The organism is Coleofasciculus sp. C1-SOL-03 (assembly GCF_040220555.1).
Taxonomy (GTDB): domain Bacteria; phylum Cyanobacteriota; class Cyanobacteriia; order Cyanobacteriales; family Coleofasciculaceae; genus Coleofasciculus.
Map to the genome: position 1 here is coordinate 1 of NZ_JAVJUO010000034.1, position 19836 is coordinate 19836.

Genomic DNA, 19836 nt, shown 5'->3' on the forward strand with positions numbered 1-19836 from the left:
CAAAGTCCGCAAGGTAAGGACTAAATTAATCGCGTTATCGTAAACCCAATCTGTAGGGGCGGGTTTAGGAACTAACCTATCAAAACATAACCGATAACTTTCGTACAAAACCCGCCCTCCCAAAGTTTGCGATTGGAAATCGCAGCTACACAAACAAAGTCCGCAAGGTAAGGACTAAATTAATCGCGTTATCGTAAACCCAATCTGTAGGGGCGGGTTTAGGGACTAACCTATCAAAACATAACCGATAACTTTCGTACAAAACCCGCCCTTCCAAAGTTTGCGATTGGAAATCGCAGCTACACAAACAAAGTCCGCAAGGTAAGGACTAAATTAATCGCGTTATCGTAAACCCAATCTGTAGGGGCGGGTTTAGGAACTAACCTATCAAAACATAACCGATAACTTTCGTACAAAACCCGCCCTTCCAAAGTTTGCGATCGCTTAAGATTCAGAGTCTTGCAGTTGTCCTATTTGTTCCGGTACAGGAAAACGAAAAATAGCAAGCACTGCACGAATCGTAAACAAAAACATTGTCAAAGCTCCCAAAGCAAAGATGATATCCCCCGGAATCCGTAGCCACACTGTCCACTTCATCCAAGGACTTGTAATCACCTCCACACTGCGAGCATACCAAGTCCCCTGATTCACTGATTCCGTCAACTGATAAAAGCCATTGGGAATCAAACCGAAAATCATCATCACTGCCAACCCAATGTTAATCGACCAAAACGAAATATTCAGCCCCTGAGAATAGTACAAGACAAGGAACAGGTTGAACTTCTTCTAATTCTTCTTGAGTCAGATAGACAAAGAGAAAAATCCCAATGCCAGCAATTAGCGTAATCACAGAAACAATCGACCAGACCAAAAACTGTCCCGGAGGTTGATTTCCTACCAAATCATCATGGGGCCAATTGGCAGTGTAGGAAAAAGGTGCATTAGGGCGATTTGCCACCGCAGCCCAAGCTGTCCAAGTGAAAAACGCTGTGACATTGTGGATTTGGCTATCATTTTTGAACCAATATTAGGAAGAGTCGAGTCAGTCATAACGAAACTTGTTTTTAAATCCAGTTTTTGCTAATGTATATTTTCCTGGGGATTTGGCTAAACCATGAACCTAGAAGCTTTACAGAGAAAGATTTCCAGAGAAAGCTTCCCAGTCAGATTCTAAACTGGATTGGTAGCAGTTTCTCGCTGACGCGCATCCACCACTAAGGGAACACAGAGCGCAGCAATAGCTTTTTGCCATTCCTGGCGAATTGCCTCATCTTCCACTCCATCAAAGGTTGCCACTAAGCGGGGAACTGATGCTTCTACTGCCGAGGGAGGGACAGGTCGATGGAGTTTAACCAAATGATTTAAGGTTTCTGTGTGGTTGAGAAAGCCAATGACCCAAGTAGTGGTATGGTCTGGGGAATCAGGAACTCGCGCCACGCCCAATTCATTTTTTAGCCAATCATAGAAGGGGGGTAGGCGTTTTTGTAAGACTGCGCCCGCAGTGGGTAAAGTCTCTTTAAGTTTGCGGATATCTAGACTCTCCAATAGTTGTTGGAGTTCTGGGGATTTGAGACAGTCAGCGAGGGACTGAGACAAAATCTTATTGACTTGATTTTCACTAATTCCTAAGTGTTGAGAAAAGACTGATACTGTAGAAGGCATAGTTGTCATGATTATCTTAAATACTATGAGATGATTATCCTCAAAAGATGATTCTGGGTTCTATGAGGTAGCTCATAGAGGGATAAATAGGTGCTAAAGTCCAGGTATCGAGAATCCGTTTTACTGGTGAATTAAAATGCTAGCAACCCTTGACCAACTTTCACAAATTCAGTTGTTTGCCACATTAAATAATGAACAACATCAAAAGTTACAGCCTTATACTCAGATATACTTCTACCAAAAGGGAGAAATTATTTTGCACGAAGGGGATGACTTAGCTCCACAATTGTATAGCTTACTAATAGGTTCCCTGCAAGTGACTAAAATTGCCACCACTGGCAAAGAAACTGTACTTCGGGTATTGACAACTGGAGAGATATTTGCTGCTCCTGCTTTGGTGGGAAGCCCAATTGCACCAGCGACGGTAACCGCACAATCCGATTGTGAAATTCTCACTGTAGAGAGATCTGCTTTACTTGCCACAATTCAGGAACACCCGGAAATTGCCCTGCTGATGTTGGCGGTGTTTAACACCCGACTGCAAGAACTTCATGACACCGTACACGGTTTAATTTCTGAACGAGCAATTGTTCGGTTAGCTCGTTTCATTCAACATTTTGCTGACCAGTATGGCGTAGAAGTAAACCCAGGGAGTCAAAAGCTCAAGATGAAGCTCCCTTACTATCGTTTAGCCCGTAGTATTGGAATTAGCTACGAAGAATGTGTCCGTTTAGTAAGGAGTCTGAAGTTGGTACTGAGTTATCAGCGAGGAGGGAAGATTATTATCTTAGATCGAGATAAGTTGGACGCGATCGCTCAGGGAGACTATTCCTAGTTTTGTTTAGGATTTAAGTCACAGTGACGAGCATTGACGACTCAACAGTTGACGCTATGGTTTAATTAAATGTCCTAAATTTAGGCTATTAAGGAAGTTATACTGATTTTTCAAATCCAAAAACCCAATCTAATTGGGCTGGGGATTTTCTGAGAGAGTGAGAAGAAACGCCAGGTTTTCCTCAGCTTTGAGAGCGTGCTTTGCATTGGCTGTCATTAAGACAAACACCCCTGGAGCAAGGGCAATCTCTTTCCCTTCCAAAGTTAAAGTTCCTTTTCCCGCCAAAACATTAACTGTTGCATTGCGAGGGGACTTATGTTCAGAAATGTCTGTTCCGGCACTCAAGCAAAATAAACTATATTGGCAGTTTTGGTCTTTGAATAAGACTTTAGTGATAATTCCCTCCTGGGGATATTCGATTCTATCTGGGAAATTGAGAGTAAAGGATTGGCTTAGTTGATTATTTTCTTGGGTCATGGTGATGATTTCTCTACTTTTTTCAGTATCTGATTAGATTCGGATAGTTAGTTTCTAGACGTGGCACAGAGAATAATGTAACCTAATTCGTCACGATACTTCTCAAAGATGTCTCGCATCTGCAACACCCGTTGACGAATAGGAGGTTGAGTAAAAACATTCCACGCAATCTTGAGGGTATTAACTAAACCTTCATCCACAATCATTTGCTGCGTACTCAGTAAACCCATTGCCCCGGTTTGGTACTGCTGCACCTGCAATCCCGCAGTTTCACAGAGTTCTAACCATCCAATTTCGGAAATCGGAGTAGTGTTAGTACGAATTACCCGTGCTAAATCGGCATGAATTTGGGCTTCTTTGGCTTTGGCTAGAAGTTCATGGGAAAGGAATTGACCTCCTGGTTTGAGCTTTTGACTAATCCCTTGCAAAACTTTCGCTTTACCCGAAGCAGATTGCATTGAAAGGATAGCTTCTGCTAAGACATAATCAAACTGTCCTGAGATGGTTTCTAAGTGAAAGATATCACCTTCAACAATTTCGATTTGGTTTTCTAATCCTGCTACACGAATATTTTCACGGGCTTTCTGGACACTCTCAGGATTTTTCTCAACGCCGATGACTTTTACACCGTAGCGTTGGACTAGGGTCATAGCACTATAGCCAAAACTTGCGGCTAGTTCCAAAACGGTTTCATTAGGTTGGAAATCTGCCCACTCCAGTAGTTGTTCAGTAGCACTGCGCCCTCCAGGACGGAGATATTTCTTTCCAGTTACTGCTAGAATCTGGTGTCCAGGGGCTTTCTGGATATCTTGGTTGATCTGGATCATTTCGGTCACCTCTTTAGAATTGGTGCTACTTTTACTATCGCACAAGTTCACTATTCCGTCTTTGAGGTAGCTCAAGGGACAATAGATTATTTACCAATTCTCCGCAAGGATAAAACGACACCTAACCGCAAGCGACGCTACCGCGTTATCCAAGGTGCGTAAAGCTCACAGAGGCTTGGAGCCGATAAAGCTAATGGCGCTGATTTAAGCCGCACATTGCCAACTTGGACGCCAGGAAATAAATTTCTTATCTTTAAGCTTACTCCCTTCCCACTATAAGATTAGGTAATGTTAATGGCTGAAATCCTTATCAGTGCTAGATTTTAGTTCCATAGTTTTATGCCGGAATGGGAGTAAGCAAGCTTTAGCTTACTAGGTAAATCTTGCAACCCGTTTTAACGGGTTTAAGCTTTTAGCCGGAACTTTAGTTCCAGGCTTAATGGGCTATCTATTCCTGAATTTCGCTGGTATAATGCAGCTTAATAAAACTATCAAAGGAATACCAAGCTAAAACATACCAAGGAATCACTTCAATCATCAATCCCTTAACGATTAATTGCCTTATCGCTAAAACACTAAAACCCAGCGGAATCAAAAATCTGATGTCAACTATCCCATCCGTTGCCCGTCTCACGCGCCGATTGAGATGAGTGACAGCATAAGTTACACTAGCCGCCGCATCAGATTGACCCTTTTCAGAACGTCTCGGTTGTTGTTCGGGAATCTGGCTAAACGTGACCCCTAAATCCTGCAAAATCGCCCAAACCCCCTCGAAATTAATGTGATCTTGGGCGTAAAAAATAGTAATACTGCCACTGTGGATATTAGCTCGTACTCGATAAATCTCTAGACGTTCATTCAATAAATTGATCAGCGGTTCAATGTCCTGAGATTGGCGATACTCTGGAGCCACCCGCAATCGCACTCGCCCTGGTGTTTGACTAATCAGTTCAGCATAAATAGGTGAAACACCGATGTCTGGCGTAGTTTCCCTTAATTTGGGCATTTTAGAATTATTGGTGATGATCATAATTAATTCTCAATTATGAATTGTGCATCATGAATTGTAGTAGAGACGCGCCATGGCGCGTCTCTACAGGGTTAATCGAAATTAACCTTCACTATTCGGCGCGGGTTCCAATTCGGCTTGGCTTTTTTGTTCAGCCAATTCTGCCTTCGCTTCTGCCACGATGTCTTCAAAAACTTCGCCAGATTCTGAGATCATCCCTTTACCTTTTTCGTAAAAGACAATTCCACCTTTGACCATCGCTTTGGCAACAGGTTTCCCCACCTTGACAGCAGCCGGAATCAGCAACGGCGCAGCAACAACGGCACCAATACCCGCCACAACACCGGGAACCCCCAGATCTTCAAACAGATCAGTTATTTTAAAAGCCATAATCTACCTCCTTCATTCAAAAAACTTTTCCGGAACTGTTATTCTAACAACCTACCCAGGAAAATGCATGATCCTAGGGATACAGTGTTAGTTCGTTTCCGGATGATTGGACACTTGGACAATGCTAGTCCCGTCTTGTTCCGTCGCCAGTTCTGCCTTACTTTGTGCCACTAAATCGCCAAAGGCTTCGCCAGCTTCTGCCATGACAATTTTGCTCTTTTCATAGAAGACAATGCCACCTTTAATCGCAGCTTTAGCAACAGGTTTACCTGCTTTCGCCAAGGCTGGACCAAAAATTGGTGCAAGAACAACCGCACCAACACCGATGAGGACACCGGGAATGCCAATGTCTTCGACTAAATCTTCGAGATCGAATAAACTCATAAAACACCTCCAAACGTAGATTGAAAACTTTTAGATTGAGAAAACAGGGAAACAGGGGAATCTGGTTGTAGGGGCGGGTTTTACCGATAACGTTCTGTCGTGTCAGGGGAGATGGGGCGGGTTTAGTCACATCCGGGTGACAACATCAGATAATAGTGAAACCCGCCCCTACAGTCGGAAAAACTCCAATTAGTCACTCGTGGCTTCCACATCAATCGCCGCTTTATCTCCCTTGAGTGCAGGGCGTAATCCGTTGACGCCAGCAATCACACTAGAGCCATTGTTAATTAAAGTCGCCGTCATCGGATTTAATCCCACCGTCGCCGCGATCGCTAAACCGGATAAATTGGGTACAGCGACGATATTGGTATTCTGGCGGATAATCTCTTTAGCACTCCGGGCGATGGCAATGGCTTCGACTAAACCCTGCAAGTTATTCTGCATCAACACCACATCAGCCGTTTCGCGGGCAATATCCGATCCATCCCGGAAGGATACCGATACATCAGCATAAGCTAACGCCGCTGAATCATTCAGTCCATCCCCAACAAACGCCACCGTTTTCCCCGCTTCATGTAACTGCTGCACCACTTCCGCTTTGCGTTGGGGGAAGGCTTCGGCGTGGGTATGACTGGCAGGAATATTTAATTGAGCCGCCACAGTCGCCGCCCGTTGACAATTGTCCCCAGTTAGGATATGAATTTCCGCCCCAATCTCATCTCGCAACAGGGCAATTACTTCAGCACTTTCGGGGCGCAAGGGATCGGTATATTGCAATACCCCCAGCAATCTGCCATTACTTGCCACATAAATTGTCGGATATCCGGTTGTCTTCACCTCAGGATGGGCGGTATAGAATGACTCTAGGTCAATTCCCTCTTTCACCAAGAAGCGTTCGCTCCCCACTAACACCGCCTGTCCTTCAATTTGCGCCTGAATCCCTAAACCGACTTGGTAATCCCACTCACCGCGCTGGGGTATAATCACCTCCTGATAATTGGCATAACGGATCACTGCTTCTGCAACTGGGTGGGTAATCCGTTGTTCCGCCGCCGCCGCCAGTCGCAGCACATCTAATTCAGAAATGGCGGGATCAGCGGTTTTAATCCCGATCATTGCCACATCGCCTTGGGTCAATGTCCCCGTCTTATCAAAAACGATCGCATCCACTCGCGCCAATTGCTCTAACGCCCGCCCACTCCGCAATAGAATTCCTTGACGGGCTGCACTTAACATCGCCGCCATCACAGTAGTAGGTACCGATACGCGAATCCCCGTAGCAAAGTCAATGGTTAAAATCGACGCCGCCCTCGCCGCATTCCGAGTTAGAGCAAAAATAGCCCCCCCTAATAATAAAGTCGGCAGTACCATGCGATCGGCAATTTTCGCCGCATAGTTTTCCACACGGGTATCATGAACCGGGGCATCTTGCAGTAACTTCAGGGTTCGCCCCGCCAGCGTATCCGCACCAATGCGTTCAGCTAAAATATACAGTTGTCCTTCCCGTACCAACGTAGACGCATAAACGCTATCCCCCTCACTTCGCACCACCGGCATAGCTTCACCCGTGAGTTTTTGCTCATCTATCAGGGCTTTGCCTTGCAGAATCTGCCCATCCACGGGAATCTGATTCCCCGGATACACAATCACTGTATCTTCTGGCTGTACCTGTTCAATCGGAATTTGCTGTTTTTCGCCATTCCGTTCCACCCAAACAACCTGCGCCAAGGAACTGAGCAAGTCTAAGGTTTGACTGTGAGAGGAACGCGCCGTGCGTTCTCGAATTGCCTCACCCAGTTCAATTAGCCCCAACATACTACAGGAGGTGAGGAAGTGGCGTTGAGCGGTAATAATTGTAATCGCCGTTAGATCCAGAAAGTCCACATTGAATCGGCGTTCCTGAGTAATACTTTCGATCGCCCGTCGCGCCACTGGGATTGTGGCAAGTGCGATTGTCCCGCCGACAATAACAGGATGGAACGATAACCCCAATGGACCACTAATCAGAGAAATCACTGTGGCTAACGTCGGTAATTTTAATCGAGACCAATTTCCGGGTTCCGGTGACTTCTCTGGCTGAGTTGTATTCTCTGGGATCGTTAGCGCCACATTGGTAGCAAGCTGAATCAGTTTCCCTAACCGGGAACGCATCTGGCTATCTGGTTCACCGGGTAAATACCAAATCACCACCGATGCAGCGGCTGGTTTTAACCGCACCGATGTAACCTGGGGTTCTGCGGCTAAAAGCCTTTGCAGCCGTTGAGCATAGTTGGAATCATGAGCAATGCGCCCAATCCGAAACCGCACTCGTCCAGGTGTGGAGTGAACCACTCGATAGGTTACCTGAACCTGTCGTGTTTTTGGCTTTGTCTGCTTAACAACAGTTGGTGATTGTTTAAATTTCACGGCGGCTGTCTGTTTTTGGGAAACATTGCCAGATGTCAAAAGCACTTGCTTCATTTCACCACCCTCTCTTTCTATCAATACAATTTGTTTTGGTGAGCAATATCGGGAGCTAACCCGCTCCCCAGGGTGAAAATCACAACTCAAAACCGGGATCAAACGCCGACAATTGGCGTTTTTGCCATCAATCTGAGAATGGTGGAAAGCGCGGCTGACTTCAATTCCAACCAAGGACTCGTTGAAGCTGCGATCGCGGGTTGAGCGTCTTCCGTTGGTTCTGATGTATCAGTAACAGAGTCATCGGTGTTGGCTGGTTGTACATCCTGATCAACAGAACTCTCCTCAGCCTCCTCACTGTTGTGATTCTCTGCTTCTTCCTTGTCCGGTACAGAATTAGTCAACGAATTCGGCTCGGCTGAACTTGTGTCTGCTGGCGGCACATCCGGCTCAGTTGCCATCTCCTCTGCTTCTCTGTCCCTCTGAGCCTCCGTCTCTGTGCTCCCCAACTTCCCGGTTCCCCCGCTTCCTGGCTCCTTAGAGTCAGGACTAGCGGCGATTTGAATCAGACTAATGCCATGTAACCCAGCCTCCGCTTCGGAAACCTGCATCGGGTTGTAGGTCATTACTACCGATGCGACGATGCTGTTGCAGCGCATCTGAGTAATCCAGTCATCTTTTTTCACTAACGATTGCAATCGCCGCAGATAGGCTGAATCTTCAGCCACTTTAGGAACCCGAAAACGCATCCGTCCAGGAACTGCATGAACTAGACTATAGACAACCGTTGAATGGGTATTGAATGCGACGGCTGGCGGCTTACCATTCTGCTCATAAGGGGTCGCCTTCGTTATATGCTGTCCGTCTACATCGGCATTATTTCCGTCTGCTTTGTGCCCCTTAACTTCGTTCGAGGACATGCTTCTGCCCTCTGCCTTCTCTTCTGTCTTCCCTTCTGTCTTCCCTTCTGCCCAATCCAAATTTTGCATAATCTGACGGACGAGATTGGCGGTCAGTAGATAAACCGGAATTGACCGCCATCCTTGAATTCCCAGTTGCCTGGTGGTTAACAGTCCAATCAGTAAGGGAATGAAGGATTGAAGCTGAGTCCCTGCTTTTTTCCAAGCCTCTGAGTCTAAGGGTTCCTTACTCTGTGGCTGCTTAATTTCAGCAATTCCTAAATCCCGCAGGCTCTCAAATAGCTGAGCTAGGGATAACTGATTCGTATCAAAGGTAATGAGTAAACTTCCAATTTGCTCATTGGTTCGTATCTCTCGCACGCCGACCCGCTTTCGCAGGTGAGGCGTAACCGCTTTTAATACGGTTCCAGGTTCCTCTCCTAAGACTCGGAGTCTTAGACGACCTGGAACAACATGTAAAATTTCGACCTGCCGTTCTGGGCGAGGTGAAACCACACCAACCATTGGCATTGACCCTCGTAACAGTAGTGTGGAGTTTATCTGGTTAAGAACAGGTTAACCTCCATATCTAAGCATACACCCTATCTTTGATTTTTTATCTGAAAAAAATATTATGAATGTGAGAGAGTCTCTTAACCTAACCTTATACTCTATGTATACAGGAATACATTTATTGGCGTCTCGCTTGAGATTTTGGCTGTCATACGGCTCGGATAAGCTCTAGTTGAATGTTTTTTGCCCCAGCTATCTCTGCTTCCTTTAACCAAACAGTCGTGGGCTGATGCGTGAGTTGAGTATTCACCCACTGGTTGTATTCTGGGATACATTATCTGTTTGACTGTTCCTTTCCGTTCCTTCCCATCCCAACCGTCAACTGTAATTTTGTCCAGCTACTTAGGACATTAAGGTTTAAATGCCGACCAGCTTACATCTTGACCAAAACTTTATAAACTTTTGATAATTTCTTTATTCAAACTTCACAAAAAACACGACAATTTTTTATAAAATAAAATTGAATTCAATTTTACTCTGCTTAAAAAATATTGTCTTCAAAAAGAGGGTTGACGCGATTTAAGTTTCGCCAGCTTTAATTGAATGCATGGGTGGGAAGTTGCCTTCTTAGCATACATGTTCAAGAGATAACCCAATATCAAAGGTCACAGTTGGAGAAAGTCGATGAATTACATTTTTGGAACCTATGCTGATGATTCGCTAGAAGGCACATCAAGGGATGATGTCATTTTTGGTGGTGAAGGAACCAATCGGATTATTGCGATATATGGCGATAATCTAATTTATGGTGGTTCGGTTGCTGATACAATTACGGCTGGGGATGGTAATGACACCATTTATGCCAATGAAGGGTTGAATGTCATTGATGCTGGAGATGGCAATAATCTGATTTATGGCGGTTCGGCTGCTGATACAATTACGGCTGGGAATGGCAATGATACCATTTATGCCAATGAAGGGGTCAATGTCATTGATGCTGGAGATGGCGATAATCTGATTTACAGTGGCTCTGGCAATGATACGATTACCACTGGCTCTGGTGATGATACCATCTACGCGGGTGAAGGAGTAAACACGATTAACACCGGAGATGGGGATGACATTATTTATAGTGGTTCAGGTGATGATTTAATTAATGCAGGTAGAGGTCATAATACAATCTGGCTGGGCGGTGGACAGGATACAATTGGCTTAGAAATGAGGGGATTTAGTGAGATTAATAACTTTAACCCCGATCAAGACCAAATTGATTTAGGTGGCTTAGATCCACGCGGCGTAGTTTTGATGGGACAAGGTAATGATACGATGATTGCTTTACCTCATCATTCGATTATGGCAACGATCCATAATGTTGATGTTCAGACAGTGGCGGCTCAATCAACGGATATTTTTGGCGCAGAACTAACCATGTTTTCCAGTTGAGGTTTAAGACACTAGAACAACCTTGTAGAGACGTTGCATGCAACGTCTCTACAGGTCTATGTCTACACCCACAAACAGCAAGGATCGTTGTATAGCAGTACCAAAACAGGTTAGGACATTCTTTTCTGTTCCCCGTTCCCTGTTCCCTCTTGGGATCAACTGATGTCTTAACGTATCCCCGTAGTGCTATACATGATATGAATCGGACATTTCGCGATCGCGCCCAGTGACACTCAACCCGTGGCACTCAAGAAACCCAAGCGTGAGAGATCGCTGGGTGGAAGTAGGTTGCATGTACACTCTTCATTCAGATTAGCGCATTACGCTTCTAAATAAACCTTTGCCGCTTAATTTTACCTTTTTTAATATATTTGCCGAGATAAATTTACCAAAGCTTAATTTTACAATTAAAAATTAATTCATTGACCAATACTCTGAAGATGATCAGCAATTTTCATGAGAAGACTAGACACATTGTAAACAAAATGTTATAAATATTAACTAAGCGCAATACATACAAGAGTAAATGCTCAAGATTGACGGGGTGTTGTCTGAAGCATGAGGATAGTCCTTTACCTGTAGACCTTCAATGAATCAAAATTACTCAACCCTTTCCGTTGCTGTCCCTAGTGATTCTCAGCCCTTAGCCAACATTAAGACCAACTTTGGTTCAGATGACTGCCTCCGTTATGAGTTTGAGATACGCGGCGTGGGTAGAGGTACATTTAGCTACTCGGATCACTCTCTGGTCGGGAACAGTACGAAATCCGTCCTTCTAGAGTCTTTAGTCTGGAATGGAAACAGTATCAACTTAAGCAATTTTCAAGAACGCAGTGTATGCCTTGAACAAGGAGAATTACTGGGATTGAATCTTTTAGGTGAAGGGTGGGAGATTTTTTTAAATCTAAGTATTCAGATCAATGGTGTTCACTGGATTACAGAAGTAAACTACAGACCGATCAAAAAATCTGTATCCGTTGATAGATAACATCAAGCGAGGTGATTTGACCTCTGCCTAACCCTCCCCTTGTCAAGGGGAGGGAACTCGCACAGCCGGACATGATATAAAATCTAGACAAGCTGGGTTTAAACACGGATTCCAGCCAACTCCTTTGAAGATTTATAGATTCATGATCATGAAACCTAGATTAGTCGTAGCGGCTGTGTTGGCGACGAGTGCGATCGCAACGGGTGTGGTGCTAAGTTCAGCCCATCCCGCCCAATCCTGTATATATAAGCAGTCTGAGTCTGATCAGCAAAAAGAAGCATCGCTAGACTGGTTGCGATCGCCTTGGGCTATCTTGATTACCTTACCTGGAATCGCTTTGGCAACGGCGCTGTCTAGAGGCGGGCGTTTTTACAGTGACTCTGAAGTCTAAAAAAATGTCCCAAACCCGCCCAGACACAACACTCCACACCATCACCCGGTTGGGGCGGGTTTATTTACATTGGGGTTAAGTCAGAAACGATAATAGTAAAACCCGCCCCTACAGATTAAATCGGTACATTTGGAACATGGTGATCAAATTCCTAAGCGTTGATAAATCTCGTCGAGGTGTCGAAAATGATGTTGGGGATTAAAACAGTCCTCAATTTCATCCGCTGTTAACTGACTCTGAACCCGAGAATCTTGGGCGATGAGTTCCCGGAAATTTCCCCCTGGTTGATTCCATGCCTGATGAGCGCAAGACTGAACAATACTGTAGGCGTCTTCTCGACTGGTTCCCTTTTCTACGAGGGTTAACATCACTCGTTGACTAAAGATGACACCGCCATACCGATTCAGATTCCGCTTCATGTTTTCTGGGTACACCAATAGGTGTTTGACTAAATGAGTCATTTCATGAAGCATAAAGTGGGTCAAAATGCAAGTGTCTGGCAGGATAACCCGTTCCACAGAGGAGTGAGAAATATCTCGTTCGTGCCATAGTGCCATATTCTCCAAGGCGGCGACAGCATGACCCCGGAGAATCCGCGCCATCCCACTGAGGCGTTCAGACCGAATCGGGTTACGCTTATGGGGCATGGCAGAAGAACCTTTTTGTCCTTTGGCGAAGAATTCCTCAACTTCTAAGACATCGGTGCGTTGTAAGTTGCGAATTTCTACCGCAAAGCGTTCCAGGGAAGCCCCTAACAGGGCGAACTGCTGGACAAATTCACCATGACGATCGCGCGAAATCACCTGAGTTGATGCCATATCTGGATCAAGTCCCAGCTTTTGAGTCGCGATCGCTTCTACACGGGGGTCAGTATTGGCGTAGGTTCCCACTGCACCGGAAATTTTACCCACGGCAATATGGTGACGCAAATTCACCAAGCGATCGCGGTGTCGCAGAATTTCCGCCAACCACCCAGCCAGCTTAAAGCCAAAGGTAATCGGTTCGGCATGAATCCCGTGCGATCGCCCAATCATTACCGTGTAGCGATGTTGTTGCGCCTGATAGCGAATCGCTTGAATCAGTTGTTCCAAGCATTCCACAATTAAATTTAGACTGGCAACCAGTTGTAATGCCAACGCCGTATCTAAAACATCAGAACTGGTTAATCCCAAGTGGATGTAGCGCCCCACATCCCCCACATACTCATTCACATTCGTCAGGAATGCGATCATATCATGACGGACTTCCGCCTCAATTTCCAAGATGCGATCGGCGTCGAAATTTGCCTTCGCCTTAATTTCCGCAACCGCATCCGCCGGAATCTCACCCAATTCCGCTTTTGCCTCACAAACCGCAATTTCCACCTGTAGCCAGGTTTTGAACTTATAGGTATCCGTCCAGAGTTCGCCCATTTCAGGCAAGGTATAGCGCTCGATCAATGCCTGTATTGCCCAATACAACCGTCATATTGTACAACTGTGCTTTGGTTTATTCCATTTTTTTTGACTGTTGGATTGTAAAAGCTTTGTAACGTGGTTGGATAAGTCAGCCTTTGTGGGCAGGTATCTTTAGGGTAAGCAAGATAAACTAGCAAAAGTACCTATTGCAATATTTCCATGTTTGATCTCACTTCCATACTTGAATTCTCCCGCGCCCATTGTGTGGCGATTTGTGGGGGATTAGTTCCACTGAACTTACTGCTGACGCTACAGACGATGATTTTGACGGGACTCCAGCGCCCTCAACGTCAGGTGCGGTTAGCGACTGTACTTGCTTATATTCCGGCTGGGGTGATGGTTCTCCATGTTTGGACATGGTGGATGATTGGGGTAGTGATGGCGCCCACGTTCATCTTATTAGGGTTGGCGTGTATCTGTGTGGGGATTAATGTCTGGGCTAGTATTTCTCCGCAAACGATGGCGGGTGTACTGCGAGGGGGGTGGTTCTGGGTGATGAGACGTATCCGCCATTCTGACTACACCCCACATCCTGCCAATCCTTAACCTCCCTTGTCACCCCTTCAGGTTCAAAGGACAAGATCCCCGATTTCCCTGAGAAGTCGGGGATTTTGCTGGTGCTAATCGCGCCAGTTGCCCAACCCCTCGGTAATTACCTAAGCCAATTACTAAGGAAGGCGTGACTTTATCTAACCTTTTAACTCTCGGCAACGCTTGATTTGCCAGGTTTTGAGCCGTTTTCGGGCTGGGGGTTCGTAGTGAAGTTTTGAGAAGGTTTGTTGCGTCTTCATAAAAACTTTATATAAATACTGAGTTTTCCGACTAAATCTTTACCAAAACTTGATAAATGTAAAGCTTTATCAGATTAATATTTATCTAAAGGGATAGCATCTACATCACTTTCACCAAAGATTGGAGAAGATTAATAAAATTATGAAATCAACTCATAAGTTATCGATGGTAGCTACAGTAGGAGTGATCGCTGCGACTACGTTAAGCGTTAATCCCGCCAGTGCTTTTTCAATTACAACGGGCGGTCAAGCTAAAGGTAGTCCTGCTGGAATTGAAGGACTAACCACTACTGTATCGAATGCTGTTGTCATCGATTTTAATGATGCAGTTGATTCACCCTATTCAACCGTTAGTACTGTGAGTCAGCAAGGTGCTACTTACCTTCCCGGAAATTCCCTAGTCATTAATAATGGTGGAGTTCTTGCACCAACGACAGGGGCCGCTCCCTACCCAGGTCTACCAAGCGGTAGTACTGAAAACACTTCAGCCTATCTTTCACTGCCGACAAATTCCGATACAGGTTTGGGTTCTAACCAAGTCACTATTACCTTACCTAAACTGTCAAACTACTTTGGTTTGCACTGGGGTTCTATGGATGATGTAAGTGCTGGCACTCCCGCTAACCAGATTGAATTTTTCCGCAATGGTCAACTATTAGCGACCTTTACGCCAGACGATTTAACAGCTCTGGGTCTAGATGTAGAAGCCGGAGCCGGTCCTAACAACCAAGATCGCGTCAGGAGCAATCCCTACGTTAATTTCTCTTCTGACGGTTCAGACGAATGGTTTGATGAGGTGGTACTGACTCAACTGGGTAACAATCCTGGTATTGCCTTTGAAAGCGACAACCACGCTTATCGTCCGGTTCCCGAACCTCTCACCATTCTGGGTTCCGGCTTGGCTTTAGGATTTGGCGCTATCTTCAAAAAACAACAGTCACGGCGGCGTTAGTTAATTCACTCCTGATCTCATAACCTTTGCTTCTGTGTAGAGACGTTGCATGCAACGTCTCTACAATGTTGTGTGGATTCCTGCAACAGATTGATAAACATCAGAGTTTTCGTCCGACTCCGACTTCGCCCTGTAATTCTCCTTTTACCGAATCTTTATATAAACCCTGCTATTAATTCGGCTATCTTCACGGAAGCTTCACCTAAAAGCCAGCTTTATTAAATTAACATCTACCTAGAGGAACAAATAAAGTTCTCTTTATAAAGACTAGATGAGCTTGATAAAGCTATGACAATGAATAAGGATGCATCAATCATCACTACCGTGGCAGCTACAGCAACGGCTATGATCGGGGTTATTTCTCTCAGTGGTTTTACAATTACAACGGGCGGTGAACTCAAAGGTAGCCCAGCCGGAAGTGAGGGACTGACTACCAGTAGACCAGGTGCTGTGGTTATCGACTTCAATGATGCGCTAGACCTTGACTTTACCAGGGTGGATACTGTTAATCAACAAGGAGCAACTTACACGCCAGACGACACATTAGTGATTAACAACGGTGGTACACTCGTACCAACAAAAGGAGCAGTTCCCTTTTCCAGTCCAACCCAAAATAACACGTCAGCTTACTTGTCACTACCGACAAATTCTCAGGATGATGGAGACATCAACCAAGTCTCGATTCAGTTACCCAAACCCTCCAACTATTGGGGGATGCACTGGGGTTCCATGGATTCGAGTAATCAAATTGAATTTTTCCGGGGCGATAGACGTTTAGCCCAGTTTACACCCGATGATTTTGTCAGTTTGGGAGTGGGTCCCGGTGCTGGGGGAGAGAATCAAACAGAGGAGTCTAACAATCCTTACATGAATTTCTCGGCTGAGGGATCAGAGCAATGGTTTGATAAAGTCGTGCTGACTCAACGGGGTGAGGATGACACTATCGCCTTTGAAAGCGATAACCACGCTTATGATGCAGTCCCTGAACCCCTGACGATTCTGGGATCAGGGTTGGCATTGGGATTTGGCGCTTTATTCAAGAAACAACAGTCACGGCGGCGTTAGTCAGTTCATAACCTTTGCTTCTGTATAGAGACGTGCCATGGCACGTCTCTACAATGTTGTTGGGATGACTTCACAGCCAGAGGTTTACCGAGGATGAACCATCAACGATAAGCTTAGTTAGGAGAGTATTCCACACCACTAAAAACTGCTTTAGAGTATCACTTAGAAGCAGTGCCATAGTCTCACAATAGGCGATGACCACATTACTCACGCTTTTTAGCAAACAACGGCAGGAACTGCAAGGCGCGATCGATAAAACCACAAATCCAGAACAGGTGGTGATGCTGGTGCAAAACCAACTCAATACTCTGGAAAGCAGTTACATTGGGGGACTGAGTGTCTCTCAAGTGCGTCTGGCGGCTTTTTTCCTGGATGCACTGCGCCAGTCTGTGGCGACGCTAGCGGCGGCGAATCCAACCAACCTGATGCGGGTTCCCCCCCCTGAAATGGAGTCAGAGGCTAAACCAGGGAGACAGTTGTCTCCCAAACGCCTGATTCTCAAAGTTCTTCAGGGACTTCTCTGTATCGGTATCTTGGATTCGCTGTTCAACTTGAGTTCCGACGCGCCCGGAGTGTGGTTAGATATTTTGCTGATGGCGTTGTTGGTTGGGCTTGAGGTTGTCTCTCAACTGGATAAAAGTTCTCTAGAAAACCCTACAGACACACCTGAATCAACCGCCTCTCAGCTTACCCTACGCATCGATAGTCAAGTCTTGTTAGACAATATAGCCGAGGCGCTTAACACCATTGATTTAGCCGTTGCTCAAGCCCAAGATGGGAAGAAAACCGTCGAGGCGAATCCAATTGAGGAACAACCCGAACTATTAAATCTGCTACAACGGTTGATAGGCGCATCATTTCTAGAAAAGCCCCAGATGGCGCTAGAACTGACTAAACTTATACCCCAAATTTTGGTTGAGCAGGGGATTGAAGCCAAACTCTATCACCCCGATGATGTCAAGAATAATCGGGAGTATTTTGACTTCGAGCCAAGTATCAACCCCAATGCTAACGAGTATATTACAATTGCGCCCGCTTTAGTCAAAGGCGATCGCTTATTGCGGCGGGGACGGGTAATTGAACCAAGACGTTAATAAATAATTAATTATGACTGATGTAGTTTCTTTGACCAACTCTGAACACAGTGAGAGTACTTCACCCCTAAACACGTCCCCATTATCTCCTATTATTCCAGATAATATGCACGTTTTAGAGACCATTGGATTTGATTTAGGGCATGGTGAAACAGCCGTGGCTAAAGCGCTAGTGGAGAGCATTGATCCCCCAGAAATGCTGGAGGTGAATAATAAGAAAGTGCAAATTACCGCCTTAGGCTGGCATCCTGATCTAGGTTATTTGGTGGGGGAACAGGCTTTAATTCAAGTGGGTGTAACTCAACTGGATATTGCTTTTAAACAAAAACCGAATGCGGATCTAGATTACCGCAAGACTATTCGTCATTTTCTCGAAACCTACTACCATATTTTGCAAAAAAGCAAACAACTGGAGGGGGAAGAAAAGAGTCATTTTTTCGTCGGTTGTCCATCCGGCTGGTCAAAGCGCGATCGCCACGATTATCAAACCATCTGTAAAGCCGCCGGAATTCCCCGCCTCAGCGTGGTTCCCGAATCACGGGCGGCGTTTATGCAGGCGAAGGAAGCGGGCAAGTTGGACTATGATAAGCTCAAATCGGCGGTACTGATTATTGATATTGGCTCGTCTACAACTGATTTTACCTTAGTCAAGAGTTTACATGAAATTCCCCTGGATTTTGGTAGCAATACCTTAGGTGCATTCCTGATTGACCGAGCAATTTTTGAGCGCACCGTGGCGAACTATGAAGATACCGCCTTATTAAAATGGGTGTTTGAGGAATATCCCCATCATAAATCCCGTTGTCTCTTGGCTAGTCGGAAAGCTAAGGAAGATTATTTTGCTAACGAACCACTCTACAGCCATCCCCAATCCTTTGCCCGTGGCTTTGAATCAATTAACGAACAGATTTATTTTATCCCCCAAGTTAATAAAACCGTCATGACGGAGATATTGAATCAACCGTTAACAGAATTGGATGGCAAAAGTTGGATGGAATCGTTTCGAGAGTCAGTGATTGAGGCAAAAGAAACTCTAGCGAAACAAGGAATAACTCCAAAAGTTATATTAATGACAGGGGGTGCATCACGGATGCAATTTACCCGTCAGATTTGTGAAGACATTTTCCCCGAACCCGCCACCCAAGTGCGTCCTGATCCTGAACCCGAACGGTGTATCGCCCTAGGCTTAGCACGAGTCGGACGCTGGGATTTACGGGCGGAAGCGTTTAAAAAAGAAGTGGATCAACGGTTTGATTCTCAGAAACTCAAATCGATTATTGAACGCCATATTCCTGAGTTAATCGAACTGCTGATTAAACCGCTATCCCAGGGATTAATTGAAAACGCCGTTAAACCCAGTTTACAAGACTGGCGCATGAATAAAATCCGGACATTAGGCGACTTAGAAACTCGGATGAAGCAGAAGGCGGAGGCGTGGATTAAGAATGATTCTCTGGGAAAGAATGGAACTGAATCTGCCCGACAGATTGTCAAAAATCAATCAATCACCTGGTTTAACAGCAAGATTCAACCCGAATTGTCGGTAGAAACTGATCCAATTTGTCAAAGATATCAGATCCCCCGAAGTAGTTTACGATTTGAGGAAGGGATTGATCCGGATGTGGTTAACCCCGAAATATCCGTGGGCGATGCTATCTTGGCGGATACGGTTTTATTAATTGTTAATCTCGTGATTGGTGGGGGAACGGTTGGCGGGATTATTGCCTTAATTTTAACCGGGCATTTGGCTTGGCCCCTGTTAGTCATTTATGGGATTTCGGTACTGGCGGCTGGTGTGGAAATCACCCGCAGCAAAACCCAGGAAGCGATTAAGACAAAGTTAGATATTCCTGGTTGGAGTCGCCAGTTTCTGTTGAATGACAATAAGATTAACTCGACGTGTGAGCAAATGAAGCCGGAGTTAGAGAAGGTGTTTCGAGAACAACTGATTGAGAATCAGGAAGCGTTTGATGAACTGATTAATAAGGTGGGGCGAGAGTTGAAGAAAGCACTCAACGCGAAGGCGCAAGAGGCGGTAATTTTGATTCAGTAGAGAACCCTAGGAAATAATAATCACGCATTCCTTGGAGTTTAGGGACAATTTGTAGGGGCGGGTTTAGGGATAATTTGTAGGGGCGGGTTTAGGGACAATTTGTAGGGGCGGGTTTAGGGAATCAATCCAGCTAGTCACCATTAACGGAACAACAAAACCCGCCCTCCTCACCATTAACGGAACAACAAAACCCGCCCTCCTCACCA

19 protein-coding genes and 1 pseudogene are annotated in these 19836 nt (G+C 45.4%); 9 read left to right on the forward strand and 11 right to left on the reverse strand.

The window, feature by feature from the left end:
• Positions 1-444: 444 nt before the first annotated feature.
• The 3 genes and pseudogenes from RIE73_RS05450 to RIE73_RS05460 form a co-directional block, all read right to left on the reverse strand.
• Positions 445-702 (reverse strand): hypothetical protein, encoded by a 258-nt coding sequence (locus tag RIE73_RS05450; RefSeq protein ID WP_446400226.1) that lies wholly within the window; start codon positions 700-702, stop codon positions 445-447.
• Between the two features lie 64 nt (positions 703-766).
• Positions 767-1024, reverse strand: a pseudogene (locus RIE73_RS05455) (nitric-oxide reductase large subunit); the annotation flags it as partial.
• Between the two features lie 146 nt (positions 1025-1170).
• Positions 1171-1662, reverse strand: coding sequence for a hypothetical protein (locus RIE73_RS05460; RefSeq protein ID WP_446400227.1), 492 nt, complete (start codon positions 1660-1662; stop codon positions 1171-1173).
• 136 nt (positions 1663-1798) lie between these two features.
• Here RIE73_RS05460 and RIE73_RS05465 point away from each other — a divergent pair, with 136 nt between their 5' ends.
• The gene (locus RIE73_RS05465) at positions 1799-2497 is read left to right on the forward strand and encodes a Crp/Fnr family transcriptional regulator (RefSeq protein ID WP_446400228.1); all 699 of its coding nucleotides are present in this window, start codon (positions 1799-1801) and stop codon (positions 2495-2497) included.
• A gap of 129 nt (positions 2498-2626) precedes the next feature.
• Here RIE73_RS05465 and RIE73_RS05470 read toward each other — a convergent pair whose 3' ends face one another.
• The 7 genes from RIE73_RS05470 to RIE73_RS05500 all read right to left on the reverse strand — a co-directional run bounded on the left by RIE73_RS05470 (position 2627) and on the right by RIE73_RS05500 (position 9408).
• On the reverse strand, positions 2627-2974 hold the full coding sequence (locus tag RIE73_RS05470; RefSeq protein ID WP_446400229.1) for a cupin domain-containing protein: 348 nt from the start codon (positions 2972-2974) through the stop codon (positions 2627-2629).
• A 47-nt stretch (positions 2975-3021) separates the two neighbouring features.
• Positions 3022-3801, reverse strand: coding sequence for an SAM-dependent methyltransferase (locus RIE73_RS05475; RefSeq protein ID WP_446400230.1), 780 nt, complete (start codon positions 3799-3801; stop codon positions 3022-3024).
• Between the two features lie 448 nt (positions 3802-4249).
• Positions 4250-4831 (reverse strand): HMA2 domain-containing protein, encoded by a 582-nt coding sequence (locus RIE73_RS05480; protein ID WP_446400231.1) that lies wholly within the window; start codon positions 4829-4831, stop codon positions 4250-4252.
• An 81-nt stretch (positions 4832-4912) separates the two neighbouring features.
• Positions 4913-5200 (reverse strand): DUF5132 domain-containing protein, encoded by a 288-nt coding sequence (locus tag RIE73_RS05485; RefSeq protein ID WP_446396279.1) that lies wholly within the window; start codon positions 5198-5200, stop codon positions 4913-4915.
• 87 nt (positions 5201-5287) lie between these two features.
• A complete protein-coding gene (locus RIE73_RS05490; RefSeq protein WP_446400232.1) occupies positions 5288-5584 on the reverse strand; it encodes a DUF5132 domain-containing protein in 297 nt (98 codons plus the stop codon).
• A gap of 189 nt (positions 5585-5773) precedes the next feature.
• The gene (locus tag RIE73_RS05495) at positions 5774-8044 is read right to left on the reverse strand and encodes a heavy metal translocating P-type ATPase (RefSeq protein ID WP_446400233.1); all 2271 of its coding nucleotides are present in this window, start codon (positions 8042-8044) and stop codon (positions 5774-5776) included.
• 98 nt (positions 8045-8142) lie between these two features.
• On the reverse strand, positions 8143-9408 hold the full coding sequence (locus RIE73_RS05500) for an HMA2 domain-containing protein (RefSeq protein WP_446400234.1): 1266 nt from the start codon (positions 9406-9408) through the stop codon (positions 8143-8145).
• A 672-nt stretch (positions 9409-10080) separates the two neighbouring features.
• Here RIE73_RS05500 and RIE73_RS05505 point away from each other — a divergent pair.
• From RIE73_RS05505 to RIE73_RS05515, 3 genes are all read left to right on the forward strand, one after another.
• Positions 10081-10839 carry a calcium-binding protein gene (locus RIE73_RS05505; RefSeq protein WP_446400235.1) on the forward strand — a complete coding sequence of 253 codons (759 nt, stop codon included), beginning with the start codon at positions 10081-10083 and terminating at the stop codon, positions 10837-10839.
• Positions 10840-11428: 589 nt separating this feature from the next.
• Positions 11429-11827: a hypothetical protein gene (locus RIE73_RS05510; RefSeq protein WP_446400236.1), complete on the forward strand. Its 399-nt coding sequence runs from the start codon at positions 11429-11431 to the stop codon at positions 11825-11827.
• 148 nt (positions 11828-11975) lie between these two features.
• Entirely contained in the window at positions 11976-12218 is a 243-nt protein-coding gene (locus RIE73_RS05515) for a hypothetical protein (protein ID WP_446400237.1), read from the forward strand.
• A gap of 143 nt (positions 12219-12361) precedes the next feature.
• On the opposite strand, the gene purB is transcribed toward RIE73_RS05515, so the two are convergent.
• Entirely contained in the window at positions 12362-13657 is a 1296-nt protein-coding gene (gene purB / locus RIE73_RS05520; protein ID WP_446400238.1) for an adenylosuccinate lyase, read from the reverse strand.
• A gap of 177 nt (positions 13658-13834) precedes the next feature.
• Here purB and RIE73_RS05525 point away from each other — a divergent pair, with 177 nt between their 5' ends.
• The 5 genes from RIE73_RS05525 to RIE73_RS05545 all read left to right on the forward strand — a co-directional run bounded on the left by RIE73_RS05525 (position 13835) and on the right by RIE73_RS05545 (position 19630).
• Positions 13835-14221: a hypothetical protein gene (locus RIE73_RS05525; RefSeq protein WP_446400239.1), complete on the forward strand. Its 387-nt coding sequence runs from the start codon at positions 13835-13837 to the stop codon at positions 14219-14221.
• Positions 14222-14608: 387 nt separating this feature from the next.
• Positions 14609-15418, forward strand: a complete 810-nt coding sequence (locus tag RIE73_RS05530) for a PEP-CTERM sorting domain-containing protein (RefSeq protein WP_446400240.1) — start codon at positions 14609-14611, stop codon at positions 15416-15418.
• Positions 15419-15706: 288 nt separating this feature from the next.
• Positions 15707-16483 carry a PEP-CTERM sorting domain-containing protein gene (locus RIE73_RS05535; RefSeq protein ID WP_446400241.1) on the forward strand — a complete coding sequence of 259 codons (777 nt, stop codon included), beginning with the start codon at positions 15707-15709 and terminating at the stop codon, positions 16481-16483.
• Positions 16484-16677: 194 nt separating this feature from the next.
• Positions 16678-17577 (forward strand): hypothetical protein, encoded by a 900-nt coding sequence (locus tag RIE73_RS05540; RefSeq protein WP_446400242.1) that lies wholly within the window; start codon positions 16678-16680, stop codon positions 17575-17577.
• Between the two features lie 106 nt (positions 17578-17683).
• Positions 17684-19630, forward strand: a complete 1947-nt coding sequence (locus tag RIE73_RS05545; RefSeq protein WP_446400243.1) for an Hsp70 family protein — start codon at positions 17684-17686, stop codon at positions 19628-19630.
• The last annotated feature ends 206 nt before the right edge of the window (positions 19631-19836 follow it).